This window comes from Paenibacillus sp. 23TSA30-6, assembly GCF_014858585.1.
Classification (GTDB): domain Bacteria; phylum Bacillota; class Bacilli; order Paenibacillales; family Paenibacillaceae; genus Paenibacillus.
On sequence record NZ_SLTL01000008.1, the window covers coordinates 145,870 to 161,958 of the forward strand.

15 protein-coding genes are annotated in these 16,089 nt (G+C 51.0%); 8 read left to right on the top strand and 7 right to left on the bottom strand.

The window, feature by feature from the left end; all coding sequences use genetic code 11:
* Window positions 1-36 precede the first annotated feature (36 nt).
* Window positions 37-2,019: a heavy metal translocating P-type ATPase gene (locus E0698_RS09690; RefSeq protein WP_238353935.1), complete on the top strand. Its 1,983-nt coding sequence runs from the start codon at window positions 37-39 to the stop codon at window positions 2,017-2,019.
* A 169-nt stretch (window positions 2,020-2,188) separates the two neighbouring features.
* On the opposite strand, the gene E0698_RS09695 is transcribed toward E0698_RS09690, so the two are convergent.
* Window positions 2,189-3,712, bottom strand: a complete 1,524-nt coding sequence (locus E0698_RS09695; protein ID WP_192511422.1) for a DHA2 family efflux MFS transporter permease subunit — start codon at window positions 3,710-3,712, stop codon at window positions 2,189-2,191.
* A gap of 9 nt (window positions 3,713-3,721) precedes the next feature.
* Window positions 3,722-4,357 carry an HlyD family secretion protein gene (locus E0698_RS09700; protein ID WP_192511423.1) on the bottom strand — a complete coding sequence of 212 codons (636 nt, stop codon included), beginning with the start codon at window positions 4,355-4,357 and terminating at the stop codon, window positions 3,722-3,724.
* Window positions 4,358-4,485: 128 nt separating this feature from the next.
* Between E0698_RS09700 and E0698_RS09705 the strand changes: the two genes are divergently transcribed.
* A complete protein-coding gene (locus E0698_RS09705) occupies window positions 4,486-5,040 on the top strand; it encodes an NAD(P)H-dependent oxidoreductase (protein WP_192511424.1) in 555 nt (184 codons plus the stop codon).
* Window positions 5,041-5,050: 10 nt separating this feature from the next.
* Entirely contained in the window at window positions 5,051-5,500 is a 450-nt protein-coding gene (locus E0698_RS09710; RefSeq protein ID WP_192511425.1) for a hypothetical protein, read from the top strand.
* A gap of 77 nt (window positions 5,501-5,577) precedes the next feature.
* Here the strand turns inward: E0698_RS09710 and E0698_RS09715 are convergent, their stop codons facing one another.
* Window positions 5,578-6,309, bottom strand: a complete 732-nt coding sequence (locus E0698_RS09715) for a ZIP family metal transporter (RefSeq protein ID WP_025684090.1) — start codon at window positions 6,307-6,309, stop codon at window positions 5,578-5,580.
* A 281-nt stretch (window positions 6,310-6,590) separates the two neighbouring features.
* Between E0698_RS09715 and trxB the strand changes: the two genes are divergently transcribed.
* Both trxB and E0698_RS09725 read left to right on the top strand, forming a co-directional pair.
* Window positions 6,591-7,532, top strand: a complete 942-nt coding sequence (trxB, locus tag E0698_RS09720; protein ID WP_192511426.1) for a thioredoxin-disulfide reductase — start codon at window positions 6,591-6,593, stop codon at window positions 7,530-7,532.
* 60 nt (window positions 7,533-7,592) lie between these two features.
* On the top strand, window positions 7,593-7,823 hold the full coding sequence (locus tag E0698_RS09725; protein ID WP_025684088.1) for a glutaredoxin family protein: 231 nt from the start codon (window positions 7,593-7,595) through the stop codon (window positions 7,821-7,823).
* 57 nt (window positions 7,824-7,880) lie between these two features.
* Here E0698_RS09725 and E0698_RS09730 read toward each other — a convergent pair whose 3' ends face one another.
* Window positions 7,881-9,053 (bottom strand): ROK family transcriptional regulator, encoded by a 1,173-nt coding sequence (locus E0698_RS09730; RefSeq protein WP_192511427.1) that lies wholly within the window; start codon window positions 9,051-9,053, stop codon window positions 7,881-7,883.
* A 158-nt stretch (window positions 9,054-9,211) separates the two neighbouring features.
* Here E0698_RS09730 and xylA point away from each other — a divergent pair, with 158 nt between their 5' ends.
* Together xylA and xylB are read left to right on the top strand one after the other, a co-directional pair.
* Window positions 9,212-10,528: a xylose isomerase gene (xylA, locus tag E0698_RS09735; RefSeq protein WP_134912643.1), complete on the top strand. Its 1,317-nt coding sequence runs from the start codon at window positions 9,212-9,214 to the stop codon at window positions 10,526-10,528.
* 57 nt (window positions 10,529-10,585) lie between these two features.
* Complete coding sequence (xylB, locus tag E0698_RS09740) at window positions 10,586-12,109, top strand: xylulokinase (protein WP_192511428.1); 1,524 nt, start codon at window positions 10,586-10,588, stop codon at window positions 12,107-12,109.
* A gap of 86 nt (window positions 12,110-12,195) precedes the next feature.
* Here xylB and E0698_RS09745 read toward each other — a convergent pair whose 3' ends face one another.
* From E0698_RS09745 to E0698_RS09755, 3 genes are read right to left on the bottom strand one after another with little or no spacing between them, the layout of a single operon-like run.
* On the bottom strand, window positions 12,196-12,372 hold the full coding sequence (locus E0698_RS09745) for a FeoB-associated Cys-rich membrane protein (RefSeq protein WP_082067089.1): 177 nt from the start codon (window positions 12,370-12,372) through the stop codon (window positions 12,196-12,198).
* 36 nt (window positions 12,373-12,408) lie between these two features.
* Complete coding sequence (gene feoB, locus E0698_RS09750) at window positions 12,409-14,418, bottom strand: ferrous iron transport protein B (protein WP_192511429.1); 2,010 nt, start codon at window positions 14,416-14,418, stop codon at window positions 12,409-12,411.
* The gene (locus E0698_RS09755) at window positions 14,409-14,654 is read right to left on the bottom strand and encodes a FeoA family protein (RefSeq protein ID WP_044644606.1); all 246 of its coding nucleotides are present in this window, start codon (window positions 14,652-14,654) and stop codon (window positions 14,409-14,411) included. Before E0698_RS09755 ends, feoB begins: the two co-directional genes overlap by 10 nt.
* 280 nt (window positions 14,655-14,934) lie before the next feature.
* Between E0698_RS09755 and E0698_RS09760 the strand changes: the two genes are divergently transcribed.
* Entirely contained in the window at window positions 14,935-16,062 is a 1,128-nt protein-coding gene (locus E0698_RS09760) for a transglutaminase domain-containing protein (protein ID WP_192511430.1), read from the top strand.
* Window positions 16,063-16,089: the final 27 nt, after the last annotated feature.

The following is a 16,089-nucleotide window of genomic DNA, read 5'->3' on the forward strand; positions in this document are numbered from 1 at the left end:
GTAACAAAGAACAAAAAAGGAAAGGAATGTGACATGATGCAAGCAGTTCAACAACTTCAAAAGACATTGTCTCCCTCTGATCGGATACTTTCAAAAAACAGCGGCAGCGGACGGCCAGGCCCGAATCGCAAACCACAATTCCAGCTCAAAAGCATGCTGAAAAACAAGGAGATGCAGGCTGCTCTGGGCAGTGGAACACTTATGCTGATGGCATGGGGCGTCTCGCATTGGTCGCAATGGCTGGCGGTCATCCTGTATGTGGTTTCCTACGCCATGGGTGGCTGGTCCAAAGCCAGAGAAGGAATTGAGACGCTGATTCGTGAACGTGATCTGGATGTCAATTTGCTTATGATCGCAGCGTCATTGGGGGCGGCGGCTATTGGCTACTGGAATGAAGGAGCAATGCTGATCTTCATTTTTGCACTTAGCGGTGCGCTGGAGAGCTATACCACCGAGCGCAGCAGCAAGGATATTTCCGAGCTGATGGCGTTGAAGCCAGAAACGGCTTTACGTCTGTCCCCCGAGGGGACGGAGATGGTCGGCATTGAGCAACTGCTGCCGGGTGATCTGCTGCTGGTGAAGCCGGGCGAATTGATTCCGGCGGATGGTCGGATTTCCAAGGGCGTTTCGGCGGTGAATCAGGCATCTATTACCGGGGAATCCATTCCGGTGAACAAAGCGGCGGGTGACGAGGTATATGCGGGCACCATTAACGGGGAAGGCGTGCTGTACGTGGAGGTTAGTCAATCCTCCGAAGGTACTCTATTTTCAAAAATCATCCGTATGGTGGAGGAAGCGCAGACAGAGGTCCCCGATTCCCAACGGTTTATCAAAAGGTTCGAGTCGATTTACGCCCGAATTGTTGTCGCTGTTACGCTGATTGTTATTGCAGGTGCGCCAATGGTATTGGGCTGGACGTGGGCAGCAGCGTTTTACAAGGCAATGGTATTTCTCGTTGTGGCCTCACCGTGCGCACTCGTATCATCCATTATGCCAGTCATGCTGTCGGCTATTTCCAACCGTGCCCGTCGGGGCATCCTGTTCAAAGGTGGTGCGCATGTGGAAAATATGGCGCTGACATCTGTCGTCGCCTTTGACAAAACAGGTACGCTGACCATCGGGTCGCCTGTTGTAACTGACTGGATTACCGCCACAGGCTACGATGCCGATGAGCTGTTACACATTGTCGCGGCAGTAGAAAGCTACTCCATGCATCCGTTGGCACGAGCGATTGTAGCCAAAGCCCAAGCCGAATTGGGGCAGCGTGAGCTCCCCACAGTGGAGCAAGTGCAATCCCTGACCGGATGGGGAATGGAGGGCATTGTAGACGGGGTGAGGTGGAAAATCGGGCGCACGGATGTGCTGGATCACACTAGTCCGCTGGCAGAGCCGGAATGGGTGGAAACACGAGCTCGACTAGAAGCCGAGGGCAAAACCGTATCCATTATCCTCGCGGATGACCGGATTGCCGGGATGCTGGCATTGCGCGACGAGCTGCGGCCACAGGCGCAGGATGCGGTGAGACGCCTGCAAGCGCAGGGCATCCGGGTCGTCATGCTGACCGGAGACCGCCCGGAAACCGCCGCTGTGATCGCGGCGCAGGCTGGAGTCGATGCGGTATACGCTGGTCTGATGCCAGAGGACAAAGTCAGTCATATTCGCATGCTTCGGGAGCAGTACGGGCATGTCGTCATGGTCGGCGACGGTGTGAACGATGCTCCGGCACTGGCTGCCGCAACGGTCGGACTGGGCATGGGTATGCATGGCAGTGGAGCCGCACTGGAGGTCGCGGATGTGGTGCTGATGAACGACGGGATCGAAGAGATTGCTCCGACGGTAGCGCTGGCACGAAAGGCACAGCGCGTGGTCAAGCAAAATATGATCTTCGCCGTAAGTGTCATTTTACTGCTCATCATTAGCAACTTTGTGCAAGATATAGCTTTGCCATTTGGCGTCATCGGGCATGAGGGCAGCACGTTGCTTGTCATTTTGAACGGCTTGCGCCTGCTGCGGTCATAAATGGAAAGGAGCATTCACATCCCTTAAAGGACAGGGGTGAATGCTCCTTCTTTGCGTAACCACGGAAATCATCTCTATAAGATGAACTAGCGCAACAGCGATGGGAAGTACCATCCGACCGCATAGTGGCGCTTCATGTACATCTTTGGTTCAGCTTATAGCTGTAATTTCACCTCCGACGGGGTATAGACCGCCGCAAGAACAGGGAGAACAGCAGTCCCGCCAGTGCGATTCCGGTAGCAATGATAAAGGCATCATTAATGCCGTGGATCGTCGATTCTGTGACGGCACTTCGATATACCTGCTGTAACGCAAGTGCCGAGCCAGTTTCCGTCGAAACCCCCGCCGTTTGCACGAGGGTTTGCCCCAGCTCAGCTACGCCTTCAGTTAAAGGTACATTGGCGGTGGTAGCCACATTCGCATAATCCGCCAAATGAACCGTAGCCCGGCTGCTCATAACAGTAATGAGCCATGCGGTGCCGATGGACCCGGCGATTTGCCGTACCGTATTGGACATGGCTGTACCGTGGCTGCCGAGATGGGGAGGTAGCTGGTTCAGCCCCTCCGTCTGTACAGACATCATTAACAGCGACATTCCGAAGCTGCGAATCGTGTAGATGAGCATAATGTGTCCGTAGGTGGTGGCATCCGTCAGCAGACTGAATTCCCACGTCGTGACCGCCGTAATAATCAACCCGATAATTGCCAGTGGCCTCGCACCAATACGGTCGAAAATGGCTCCCGATATCGGTGACATGACACCCATCAGCAGTGCGCCCGGCAACAGCAGCAAACCAGATTGCAGCGGTGTAAAGCCGCGTATATTTTGCAGATAGATCGGTAACAGCAGCATCCCGCCGAACATCGTCATATTGACGGTAGCGCCCACCAATGTGGATACCGTAAAAATATCATACTTAAACACACGGAATTCCAGCATGGGCTGCCTCATATTCAGCTCGCGTACGACAAACAATACAATAAACACGAGCCCGGCAGCGAGTGTGAGTACTACTGTATTGCTGCTCCAGCCCTTGTCTCCAGCGGAACTGAAGCCATACAGCAGGAAGCCAAAGCCAAGGGTCGAAAAGATCGTTCCCATCAGGTCAAAATGCGGATACGTCAGCTTGGACACATTTTTGAGCCAGCGTACCGCAAACAGGATATCAATGATCGCCAGCGGAATGACCAGTAAAAATAGCAGTCGCCAGCTGTAATGCTCCACAATCCAGCCGGATAAAGTCGGCCCGATAGCTGGGGCAAACATCATGGCGATGCCCATCGTCCCCATGGCTGCTCCCCGTTTTTCCGGGGGGAATACAGTCAGGAACACATTCATAACCACTGGCATGATAATCCCTGCTCCGCTAGCCTGAATGATGCGTCCGACCAGCATAGGCGCAAAGCCGCTACTGACGGCGCAGACGACAGATCCGGCGGTGAACAGCCCCATCGCGGAAATAAACAGCGCACGTGTCCCGAACGACTCAATCAGGAAGGCTGTAATCGGAATCAAAATCCCGTTGGTCAGCATATAACCGGTGGATAGCCACTGAACGGTAGTTGCGGATACATTGAAGTCATTCATCAAATGTGGAATCGCCACATTCAGCAGGGTTTGATTCAAAATAGAAATGAAGGCGCCTAGCAGCAGTACGGACAGGGTTCGTCCGATGGACATTTTTTGTTCCATGACAGCCTCCTACTTGTGTACTCTGATGCTTGCACTCATGCCCGGAATAATGCCCAGTCCTTTGTAGCCTTGAATGGAAATGTTAACAGGCACGACCTGCGTCACCTTGGTATAGTTGGCAGTGGTGTTGGAGGTAGGGAGCAGCGAAAAGATGGAGGCAGTCGCCAGACCGATCTTTTCGATTTTGCCGCTTAGGGACGTGTCGGGGTATGCATCAATATATACATCCACCGTCTGTCCCACTTGTAGATCCTGCACAGCCGTTTCGTCTATATTGGCGGTAATCCATAAATTGTTCAGATCAAAAGCTTTCGCTAAAGGTGTGCCCGCCCCAACAATCGAGTTGTTGACCGCAGATTGCTGCACAATGGTACCATCGGTTGGAATTGTAACGCTAATCCGGCTTCCGCCTCCTCCTACACTACCAAGTGTGCTTCCAGCGGTGTAGGTTTTGCCAACTTCAGCATTCCAGCCTGTGAGCTTGCCCGCGCCTGGAGAGGCAACTGTAACCGCTTGTCCGCTCACTTGGGCATTATCGGTTTTTATGTAGTTGGCGGATTGATTGTAGTAATAAGCGGCGGCTCCACCTCCTGCCAGAATAATGATAATAACTAGCAGGTTGACTAATATGGCGCGTGAATTCATGTATACATGCCTCCCTAGTTTTTGGATTTTCAAAGTATGCGTCAAACGATTCATAATATTCAGATGGATTTTGGGAAAGGTTAAGAGCGCGAAAAGGATGATTTTGCTGACAAAGGATGATGCGCATAATGACGACCAGAATCATGATTGTATATGACAGTGAAAATGGGCATACGGAGCGTCTTGCCCGTTCAATAGCAGAAGGCGCACGCCATGAGCACACGGAAGTATTGCTGAAGCATGTTGATGAAGCCGATGTGAATGAACTGGTGAACGCGGACGCGATCATTTGGGGATGCCCGGGTCATTTTGGGACGATCAGCAGTGGCTTGAAAAGCTGGATTGATAAGCTCGGGTATCTGTGGGCGCAGGGCAAGCTGGTAGATAAAATCGGCGCGGTGTTTTGCACGACAGCTACCGTTCATGGCGGCTTGGAATCCACACTGCTGAATTTGATTACTCCGATGCTGCATCAAGGCATGATTATCGTAGGGCTGCCCGCCAATATTGCGGAAAATGCGCTTTACGGCTCCTATTACGGCGTAGGGGTGACGTGTCCGGTGGAGACAGACCCGAACGGTCCGGCAAATTTCCCAACGGGTGATGACCTTGCACTTGGTCGGTCTTTGGGCAAACGGGTCGCTGAGACGGCGGGACGGTACCGTAACGCTGACAGGGAATAGGAGGCCGCTTATGACCATTGCTTTTATCGTAGTAGCTGCGGTTGCTTTTATCTTTTTGCTGGTATTCAACACGAAAATGGCGCGTAAACCCTCTCCCAAAGCGGTCAGCCCGTCCGATGAGGATTCACGGCAAAGAAGCAAACGTCCTTATCCGGTGGAAGTGGAGCCTGAGGCACGGGAGCTGCCTGATCCTGTGCGAGAGACACGGCATAAGGTTACGGAGGCGGGGATTCATCACGAGGAGCCTGAGGTAGATACGAATACCAAGCCGCTGAGAGATAGCATACACACCAAAGATTCCTACGGGGATCAGGACTATCGGGCGGCTTTGCGTGGATTTGCCGGAAAGGGCGAAGAAAAGGAAGAACCGCATAAAAATAATCATGGGGAACGTGAGACGCACAAAAGCGAGGACGAGCAATATCGTGAAGCGCTGCGCTCCATGAACCGAAAAAAATGAAGTGCGAACGAGACATGCCTAAAGGCTGCTCTTCTGTCTGGACTACAGGCAGAGGGCAGCCTTTTTGTGATACACAGCTATAGCCATTCGGTTAGCCCAATCATCGTAATTAAGCCGAGAATAAAAGAGAATGTGGCGATCCGCTGGTTGCCGTCCCCGTGGCTTTCGGGAATCAGTTCCTTGTAGACGATAAACATCATGGCTCCGGCGGCAAAAGCAAGGCCGTAAGGTACCAGTCCGTTAACCCAGCTACTCAAATAAAACCCAATCAGACTCGTAATGATTTCCACGGCTCCGGTGAGGGTAGCGATGCCCAATGCTTTGAAACGGCCGATGTTTTGATTCACGAGGAATAGCGCGACGATAAAGCCTTCCGGGGCATTTTGCAGGCCGATGGAAAAGGCAATGAGATTGCCAAGATTTTGAGTTTCGCTCGCATAGCTGACTCCAACGGAAAGTCCCTCGGGCAAATTATGTAGTGTAATAGCCGCGATAATGAGAAAAGATTTGGACTCCAGATGAAAGGTTTTGGAATCCGGGTCCTCCAGATCGGCATGTGGAATATACATTTCCATCACCAGCAGCACAAGACAGCCGAGTAAAATTCCCGCAGACAGCACGAACCAGTTGGAATGATGGATGGCCTCGGGAATGAGGTTGTACACAGATGCAGAAGTCATGATCCCCGCGGCATAAGCCAACAGTACATCACGAAGACGGTGCGTAATTTTACGCATAAACAGTATGGGCACGGCACCGAGCCCGGTGGACAGGGCAGAAATAAGGCTGCCTACAAACACGTCGCTCATAATCGGGATAATCCCTCCATACCTGATTAATCTTTAAGGTTCGCTTCATGAAAACTTCATTTGACTGTTTGTAGCTCTTTCCGCATAATGGAATTAGGATTTAGAATCAGTCTAAGTCATAAAAAGACATTAAATATGTGAATCGTTTTTGCAAGATCCGGGTGTCCACATTTTTGAATGAGCGTCTGGCAGAACTACTTTTAGAGTATATGCATCTGCCCATCTCCCGGTACCGAAAACTCGCTATATCATTCTTATCATATTTTAGGAGGAACAAAGATATGTACAAGTCCATTATTATAGGTACCGGCCCTGCCGGTTTGACAGCTGCTATTTATCTGGCACGCGCAAATATGAGTCCACTGGTGATTGAAGGACCACAACCGGGCGGACAATTGACTACAACAACAGAAGTTGAAAACTTCCCTGGCTTTCCTGAAGGAATCATGGGACCCGATCTGATGGATAATATGCGTAAGCAAGCAGAGCGTTTCGGTGCTGAATTCCGCACAGGCTGGGTGAACAAGGTAGATACAGCCGCTCGTCCTTTCACATTGGATGTAGAGGGCTTGGGCGAACTGGTTACAGATACGCTGATCATTTCCACAGGCGCAACTGCCAAATACCTGGGTATTCCGGGCGAGCAGGACAACATTGGACGCGGCGTGAGCACTTGTGCAACATGTGACGGATTCTTTTTCCGTGGCAAAGAAATTGTTGTTATCGGTGGTGGAGACTCGGCGTTGGAGGAAGCCAACTTCCTGACGCGTTTTGCCTCCAAAGTTACGCTGGTGCATCGTCGTGAAGAAATGCGCGCCTCCAAAATTATGCAGGACCGCGCTCGTGCGAACACTAAAATCGAATGGGCACTGAATCGTACTCCTGTGGAAGTGATTGCTGATGAGAACGGGGTAACTGGCTTGAAGGTGTTGAATAATGAAACAGGTAAAGAGGAAATTATTACAGTTAGCGGCGTATTCGTGGCGATCGGTCATCATCCGAATACTGGCTTCCTGGGTGGTCAAATCACAACCGATGCGAACGGTTATATCGTCGTAAATCCTGGTACTTCCGAAACGAACGTACCTGGGGTATTCGCTTGTGGCGACGTACAGGATACACGCTATAGACAAGCGATTACAGCAGCAGGCAGCGGCTGCATGGCTGCTATGGATAGCGAGAAGTATATCGAAAGTCTGGAGCACAGCGCACTGGCACTGTAATATTTCGTTTAAGTATGAATAAATATAATTTCTACAAAAATAAATTATGAGGTGATATTCATGGAAAAAGCAATTGTATACACATCTACAAACTGCCCGCATTGTCGTCAAGTAAAAAGCTACTTGAGTGAAAAGGGCGTGGAATACGAAGAACGCAACATCGAAACCAATGATGCTTTCGCTCAAGAAGTTTGGGACATGGGCATTCGTGCCGTACCGTTGACCCTGATCGGAGAAGAACGTATTTCCGGCATGAACAAAACCAAGTTTGAAAAAGTATTGAACGCTTAATCCAACTTCATTCGATATGGAGAACCCTTTTCTTCGGAGACAAGGGTTCTTTTCCTTTTACAAAGATACCCGTACACGCCCGAGAAAAGGAGCAGTCGCCGCGTAGGCTGCACCCAGCATGGTCGAACGGCTGCCAAGCGTGGAAAAACGGATTTGCAGCTGCCGTCGGTGATAGGGCAAGGCACGTTCATCAATCACCTCACGCATACTCTGTTCCAGCCATGGTCTGGCTTCCGCCAGTGGACCGCCGATGATAAGCATTCCGGGGTTGAGGCTGTTCACAATGTTGGTAATGCCCACGCCCAAATATCGCCCGATATCACGAAAGACGCTTAACGTATTCGTATCACCTTGCAGGGCAAACGGCAGTAATTCCGCTGTACTGTGTGCGGGCAGCTTGAAAGTGGATGCCGCATACGCCTTCTCCGAAGCATACAGCTCCCAGCAGCCCCGGCTACCGCAGGAGCAGAGCCGCCCGTTCCAGTCAATGGACATATGACCTGTCTCTCCGGCGTATCCCCAAGCTCCTTGATACGGCTTGCCGTCTATGATAATCCCGGCCCCAATCCCGGACCCTGCACTGATGTAGACCAGATCCCGCACCAGTTGCCGGTGATCGCTGTCCATACCATAGTACAGCTCGCCTTGCGCACCGACATTGGCTTCGTTATCCACCACCACGGGAAGCCCAAGCTCTTCCTCAAGCTGTTGCCGCAGCGGAACCTCTTCCCAGCCCAGATTGGGCGCGAACAAAACAGTTCCCGATTCATCCACCATACCCGGCACCCCTAGCCCAATACCAACGATACCATGAGGGGAGGGAGGGACCGTCTGCATAAGCTCCTGAACCAGCCTTTGAATCTGCTCCATAACAAAAGCAGGATCATGCTGCGCAAGGGGGAAGGTAAGCTCTGTTTCAATGGTTCCTGCCAAATCGGTCAGAGCACCCTTGATATACTGCACGCTGACCTCAATGCCGAGAACAAAGCCCGCACGACTGTTAAACAGCAGCATTAAAGGCTTACGACCGCCACTGGATTCACCTAATCCCGTTTCATATACAAGCCCGTCGGTGATCAGCTCCGCCACCAGGTTGGAAACGGTAGCCTTATTTAACCCGGTTTGACTGGATAATTGTGCCCGGGATAGGGGAGCATGGAGGCGAATACGCTCCAGCACAATGGATTTATTCAGCTTTTTGACAAGCGCCTGATCGCCAGTGACATTCATGATTTTTCACTTCCTGTTGGTGTAATTCCCAATAGTATATCATAAAAACAAACTTAGTTTAAGCAATAGACAAAGTCTTTTGGCTGTGCTAGAATCTTTTTTGTAAACGTTTACTATAAAGATTGCTATAACGGTTACCACAAAGGAGGAACTTATTAATGGCTTATTTCGAGCAGGTATCCAAAATTAACTTTGAGGGCAAGCAATCCAATAATCCTTTTGCGTTCAAATTTTATAATCCTCAGGAAATTGTGGCTGGGAAAACAATGGAAGAGCATTTACGTTTTAGCATGGCCTATTGGCATACACTCGTTGCAGGTGGCTCCGATCCATTTGGGGTAGAGACGGCGGAGCGTCCGTGGTCCAAGTTTACCGGGCTGGATTTGGCGAAGGCCCGTGTGGAAGCTGCTTTTGAACTGCTGGATAAGCTGAACCTGCCTTATTTTGCTTTCCATGATGTTGATATTGCTCCGGAAGGCGCGTCGCTCAAGGAATTTTACAGAAACCTGGATACCATCGTGGATTTGATCGAAGAGCATATGAAGGCAACGGGTAAAAAGCTGCTGTGGAACACAGCGAATATGTTCAGCCATCCACGTTATTTGCATGGAGCTGCGACAACTTGCAATGCAGATGTATACGCACACGCAGCTGCCCAGATAAAGAAAGGCCTGGAAGTGGGCAAACGTCTGGGCGCGGACAACTATGTTTTCTGGGGAGGCCGTGAAGGCTACGATACGCTGCTGAATACAGATTTGAAGCTGGAGCAGGACAATTTGGGACGGATGTTCCATCTGGCCGTAGACTATGCGCGGGAGATCGGCTTTGATGCCCAGTTCCTGATCGAGCCGAAGCCGAAGGAGCCAACCAAGCACCAGTATGATTTTGATGCGGCGACGACAATTGCCTTCCTGCAAAAATATGATCTGGATCAGCATTTCAAGCTCAATCTGGAGGCTAACCATGCAACTTTGGCGGGTCATACCTTTGATCATGAAGTGCGTGTAGCACGGATTAACGGTATGCTGGGATCATTGGATGCAAACCAGGGAGATTTGCTGCTGGGCTGGGATACGGACGAATTCCCGGTTGATCTGTATGATGCAACCCTGACCATGTATGAAGTGCTGCAAAATGAAGGTTTGGGCCGCGGCGGTATCAACTTTGATGCCAAGGTGCGCAGAGCATCGTTTGAGCCAGAAGACTTGTTCCTTGCGCACATCGCAGGTATGGATACGTATGCGAAAGGCCTGAAGGTAGCTGCCAAACTGATCGAGGACCGCGTGTTCGAGGACTTTATCGATAAGCGCTATAGCAGCTTTAAAGAAGGTATTGGAGCAGACATCGTATCCGGTAAAGCAACGCTTGCTTCTTTGGCTGAATATGCACTGGCGAACGAAGCACCACGCAAAAACGTATCCGGTCGTCAGGAGTATCTGAAAGCGACATTAAATCAATACATTTTGGCGGATTAATGCCAGAACCTATACATGAGACAGCGTCTACAAGGTAACAGGAAAGGAGGAACTTCGATGCTGGAAAAGCAGAAACAGGAGCAAGAGCGCTACGTCATCGGCGTGGACTTGGGTACCAGTGCGGTCAAAACGGTGCTGGTCAACCGCAAGGGACAGGTGGCCTTTGAAACCTCCCAGTCTTATCCACTCCATCAACCGAAGGCAGGATATAGCGAGCAGCATCCCGAGGATTGGGTCAGCGGTACGTTAACAGCACTGAAGCAGCTCGTGGAAAAGGCCGGAATCGGCGGGTCAGATGCCGTGGACGGCATTAGCTTTTCGGGGCAGATGCATGGGCTTGTGCTGACAGACAAGGAAGGGCAAGTGCTGCGCCCTGCTATTCTGTGGAATGACACGCGTACAACGGCGCAGTGCCGCCGCATTGAAGAGCAGCTCGGGCCGGAGCTGCTGAACATCGCACGTAATCGCGCGCTGGAAGGCTTCACGCTGCCCAAGCTGCTGTGGGTGCAGGAGCATGAGCCAGACGTGCTGGCCCGTGCGGCCCATTTTATGCTGCCCAAGGATTATGTGCGGTATCGCCTGACGGGAGAGCTGGCGACGGAGTATTCGGATGCGGCGGGCACGCTGCTGCTGGATGTGGCAAAAAAGCAGTGGAGCCAAGAGATCGCCGCTGCTTTCGAACTGCCGTCGTCTCTGTTCCCGCCGCTGGTGGAATCGTTCGATCAGACAGGTACGCTGCTGCCGGAGATTGCGGAGCAGACCGGACTTGCTTCTGAAACGAAGGTGTATGCGGGTGGCGCGGACAACGCATGTGGTGCGATTGGCGCTGGTATTTTGAGCGAAGGACGCACTTTATGCAGCATCGGCACATCGGGTGTTGTGCTTTCCTATGAGGAACGCAAGGACATTGATGTGCAGGGACGGGCGCATTTTTTTAATCATAGTGAACAGGATGCCTATTATATTATGGGCGTTACGCTCGCGGCCGGGTACAGCCTGACGTGGTTTAAGGATACCTTTGCACCGGAGCATTCTTTTGATGCGTTGTTGGAAGATGTGAACTCCATTGAGCCTGGCAGCCGGGGGCTGCTGTTCACGCCATATATCGTGGGTGAACGTACCCCTCACCCGGATGCAACCATACGGGGCAGCTTTATCGGGATGGACGCGGGACATAAGCTTGCGCATTTTACACGCGCCGTGCTGGAGGGAATTACATTTTCGCTCAAGGAATCCATTGATATTCTCCGAGGAACGGGCAAAACAGTGAATGAAGTGATTTCCATCGGCGGCGGTGCGCGTAATGAGGCGTGGCTGCAAATGCAGGCAGACATTTTTAACGCGGATATCGTCAAGCTGGAAAGTGAGCAAGGGCCTGCCTTGGGGGCGGCGATGCTGGCTGCATACGGTAGCGGATGGTTTGAATCGTTGCAAGCATGCGCGGAATCTTTTCTTCGTGAAGCAGCGAGATACTCGCCAGACCCGGAACGTGTGGCTCGGTATGAAGGCCTGTATGAGCTGTATCGTGAAGTTTACCTGCACACGCGGGAGCTAAATGAACGGTTGGCGGAATATCGCTAATATTGTGAGTTTGAGAGTAAAGGAAAAGCGTCTTCGGGTCAGGATAAACCCGAAGACGCTTTTTTCATGGGGATGCTAAGTTTGGATTAGATATTTCTGTTGATGTTCGCTTGGTCTTCCTTCACAGCACTCGTGGCACAGCCCGGACATGACTTGCTTGATGAGCATCCGGCACAAGCACCTTGACGGCTTTTCCGTAAAAAGCGAACAAACACCCACGCGCTATAACCGAGAATCACCAATAAAATGATGATATTGATCATGGAATCCACTTCCTTCTATTTTCATAGGGCTCTAACTTAACCCCAGCCTAATAATCTGCCACACTGATAGATCACAACGGCAATGAGATACGCAACGGTCAAAGGATAGATCACAGAGAATCCGGTCCAGCGCCACGAAAGGGTTTCTTTACGAATGACCGCTACCGTAGCCAGGCATGGTACATACAACAGAATGAACACCATGAAGCTAAAAGAGGACAACGGCGTGAAGGCATGCCTTACTTGCATTTCTAGTCCCTGCATGTCCGGAACGTGGTAAATGATATTCATCGTCGATACCACGACCTCCTTGGCCATAAAGCCTGTGAGCAGGGATGCGCCTGCTTGCCAGGTACCGAAGCCGAGAGGGGCCAGTATGGGGGCGAACCATCCTCCAACAGTGGCAAGCAGACTATCATTCATGTCTGCACCGAACCCTTGTGGGCCGAAATTGGACAAGAGCCAGATGCCAACGGAGCCTGCAAGAATGATCGTTCCGGCTTTCCGGACGAAGCCCTTGACCTTTTCCCACGTGCTACGAAACAGTGTAAGAGCTTGCGGCACACGATAAGGGGGAAGCTCCACGATGAAGAAGGAAGGCTCACCCGATAAAATGGATACTTTGGAAAAGATTTTGGCAAGTATAAGCGATACGGTGATTCCTAACACATACATCAGCATGATGATGCTTGCCGCATGTGTTGGAAAAAATACACCCGCAAACAATGCATATACCGGCAGGCGGGCCGAACATGACATAAAGGGCACCAGCAACGTTGTAATGAGGCGTTCTCTGGGCTGTTCAATGGTGCGTGCCGCCATAATCGCAGGAACATTGCAGCCAAATCCGATAATGAAGGGAATGAAGCTTTTCCCGTTCAAGCCGACAGCTTGCATGAGACGGTCCATTAATATCGTAACCCGTGCCATATACCCGGAGTCTTCAATCAGCGAAATAATCAGGAACAAAATAGCGATCTGAGGCAGAAAAACGAGCACGCCCCCAACTCCTGCCACGATACCGTCCACGATAAGACTCTGCGTAAAAGCGGACGCGTTCAAGTAAACGAGCAATTCAGTAATCCAACTGCTTAGTGTCCCTGAAAAAAATCCGTCCAGCATATCTGAAAGAACAGTACCCGCCCAATCGAAGGTGAACTTGAAGGTAGCGTACATCAGCAACAAAAAGATGGGAATCCCCAAATACCGATGTGTTAGCAGTGCGTCCAGCCTGTCTGTCAGACTGTGCGGCTTGAGTTTGGACGTGTCGAGCGCCTTTGTACACAGATCAGCGATCCACGCTGTACGTACAGAACGGATATGCTGAGCGGGAGTAGCCGAATAGCCTTCACGGAGAAGTTCTTTCTCGCAACGCTGGATGCGTTCAGTTACTTTTTCACGCTGTACCTCATTCGTTATCCATTCCATAACGACAGGATTGTTTTCCAGACACTGTAGAGCTGCCCACCGAGGACTTGGCACAAGTGTATTCGTCAGCAAACTGCAAATATCTGTAATAGCAGCCTCGACGGCAGGGCCGTAATCCAACTGGAAGGAATTTGGCGCACGTCGTACCTCTCGAAGTGATGCGAGCATTTGCTTACTGCCGCTGCCCGTGCGTGCCACCATGGGAATGATGGGAACGTTCAATTGATCAGCCAACAATTCCTTGCTTACCCGAAGACCAGTGGCATCGGCTACGTCAGTCATGTTTAACCCAAGTACAAGTGGACGGCCATATTCCAGTAGTTGTACAGTCAGGTACAGATTGCGCTGGAGCTGGGAGGCATCCACGATGTTAATCAGGGCCGCAGGCGGTTCTTCCAGCAAATAACGGGTTGCGACACCTTCATCCAGCGAAAGAGGGAGTAAAGAGTAGGCACCCGGCAAATCCACCAATACGGCAGACTTGTCGCGCAGCAGGCCTGTTTTCTTTTCCACCGTCACCCCGGACCAGTTCCCTACCTCTGCATACGTACGAGTCAGCTTGTTGAATAATGAGGTTTTCCCCGTGTTGGGATTACCGAATAGAGCGATCATGTCCATGAAGGAACAACCTCCAGTTGTTTTACCTGATTTTGACGGAGGCCGACCAGTTGACCGTTGCATTCAATGACAATAGGGCCGCCCAATAGACTGATTTTTTTTAACCGTATAATGGAACCTTCGTCAATCCCCATGTCCGTTAAGCGTCGGCGCAATGAGGGGTGAAGAGAGGCAAGGGATTGCAGCCGCACGGGTTGACCCGGTGGAGTACGAAGGAGCGAGATACATTCTGGCATGGTGCTCAGCCTTTCTAATGTAGAATGAGAATCAATATCATTTACTTCTGATGCCAGTACCATAACATGAGGATTACTAGATTGCTGTGATAAAATTCTCTGGGGACGACATATTTGCCCATTGTCCGGTCTGTTATATAGCCGAGTATGGTGTCACAACCTGTCTTTAACTGAACCCTTACTCGTCTGTAACCGACAAAACTAGAGCGCTTGGGTTAGCTGTTTTTATGGTAAGATAGAGCTGTTTACAACTATGCTAAGAAAGGCAGGAACGCTCTGTATGAACAGGAAAATCGGGGTTAGGCTTGTAAAATGCCTGGTGGTGGGTGCAGCGCTGGCTGTGTTGCTGCCGCATGCTGTGGAGTGGGGGAACAATGTATATGCTGCGTCGGTCAAGCCGGCTCCGTCCGTATCGTCACAGCAGCTTCAAAATAAGCTTTTACAGGCAATGGCTACGCGGAGTGAAACGCTGACCTTTACATATCAAGGGCGGGTGAACGGTCTTAAGCAGCAGTTACAGACAGCCATCAAACAGGCGATGGAGAGCGACCCGTATGTGAATTATACGATCAAAAGCTACGCTTTCAGCTATACAGGCACAACCACGTCCGCTGAGGTTACGATCCGTCTGAGTTACCGGGAGACGAAGGAGCAGACCGCATATGTGGATAGCACGGTTAAAGCTGTGCTGGGTGACATCATTACGAAGGGAATGACAGATCATGAGAAGGTGAAGGCCATTCATGACTGGATTGTGCTTCGTTTGAAATATGATGAAACGCAGCAAAAATACACGGCATACGATGGCCTGAAAACCGGAAGCACGGTGTGTCAGGGCTATTCCTTGCTAGCCTACAAAATGCTGGAACGCTCGGGGATTTCCAACCAGATTGTAGAGGGAAGGGCAGGAGGCCAGCTGCATGCATGGAATCTTGTTTTGCTGGATGGACATTGGTACCACATGGATACGACATGGGATGATCCGACCCCGGATCGTGGCAACGAGGTAAGCACTTCGTATTATCTGCTGACTGATGCCGAAATGCGCCGGGATCACTCCTGGGTTAAACAGTATCCTCAGGCGAACACCTCGTATCGGCAGACATTGTCGGGATTGGTCGCTGCGGGCGGACCCAAGGCTGCTGTGTATCAAAAGCTGTACAATACTCTGGAATATACGCTGCAAGATGGCAAGGGTCTGGTTAAATCATCCGCCGAAATCAAGGAGCAGGTTCGCAAAGAGATCAATAAGGGTGGTGTCACGCTTACCTTCGGCTATCAGGGAACAGAGCGAAGTCTCAAAGAAGATTTACAGTCGTTGTATCAGCTCGGGTTAAAATCTATTTCCTACCAGATCACGGATTTAGGCAGCACCGGAAATCTCCGTGTAACCCTGAAATGGACCTGATCATTTTGCTGCAATAGAAAAAGCTAC

Bases quoted from the DNA above. Each gene is read 5' to 3' on its own strand.
- trxB (WP_192511426.1), top strand. From the start codon at position 6,591: ATGTACAAGTCCATTATTATAGGTACCGGCCCTGCCGGTTTGACAGCT.
- E0698_RS09695 (WP_192511422.1), bottom strand. From the start codon at position 3,712: ATGGAACAAAAAATGTCCATCGGACGAACCCTGTCCGTACTGCTGCTA.
- E0698_RS09710 (WP_192511425.1), top strand. From the start codon at position 5,051: ATGACCATTGCTTTTATCGTAGTAGCTGCGGTTGCTTTTATCTTTTTG.
- E0698_RS09745 (WP_082067089.1), bottom strand. From the start codon at position 12,372: ATGATCAATATCATCATTTTATTGGTGATTCTCGGTTATAGCGCGTGG.
- E0698_RS09755 (WP_044644606.1), bottom strand. From the start codon at position 14,654: ATGCCAGAATGTATCTCGCTCCTTCGTACTCCACCGGGTCAACCCGTG.
- E0698_RS09700 (WP_192511423.1), bottom strand. From the start codon at position 4,357: ATGAATTCACGCGCCATATTAGTCAACCTGCTAGTTATTATCATTATT.
- E0698_RS09730 (WP_192511427.1), bottom strand. From the start codon at position 9,053: ATGAATGTCACTGGCGATCAGGCGCTTGTCAAAAAGCTGAATAAATCC.
- E0698_RS09715 (WP_025684090.1), bottom strand. From the start codon at position 6,309: ATGAGCGACGTGTTTGTAGGCAGCCTTATTTCTGCCCTGTCCACCGGG.
- E0698_RS09690 (WP_238353935.1), top strand. From the start codon at position 37: ATGCAAGCAGTTCAACAACTTCAAAAGACATTGTCTCCCTCTGATCGG.
- xylB (WP_192511428.1), top strand. From the start codon at position 10,586: ATGCTGGAAAAGCAGAAACAGGAGCAAGAGCGCTACGTCATCGGCGTG.
- E0698_RS09760 (WP_192511430.1), top strand. From the start codon at position 14,935: ATGAACAGGAAAATCGGGGTTAGGCTTGTAAAATGCCTGGTGGTGGGT.
- E0698_RS09705 (WP_192511424.1), top strand. From the start codon at position 4,486: ATGACGACCAGAATCATGATTGTATATGACAGTGAAAATGGGCATACG.
- feoB (WP_192511429.1), bottom strand. From the start codon at position 14,418: ATGGACATGATCGCTCTATTCGGTAATCCCAACACGGGGAAAACCTCA.
- E0698_RS09725 (WP_025684088.1), top strand. From the start codon at position 7,593: ATGGAAAAAGCAATTGTATACACATCTACAAACTGCCCGCATTGTCGT.
- xylA (WP_134912643.1), top strand. From the start codon at position 9,212: ATGGCTTATTTCGAGCAGGTATCCAAAATTAACTTTGAGGGCAAGCAA.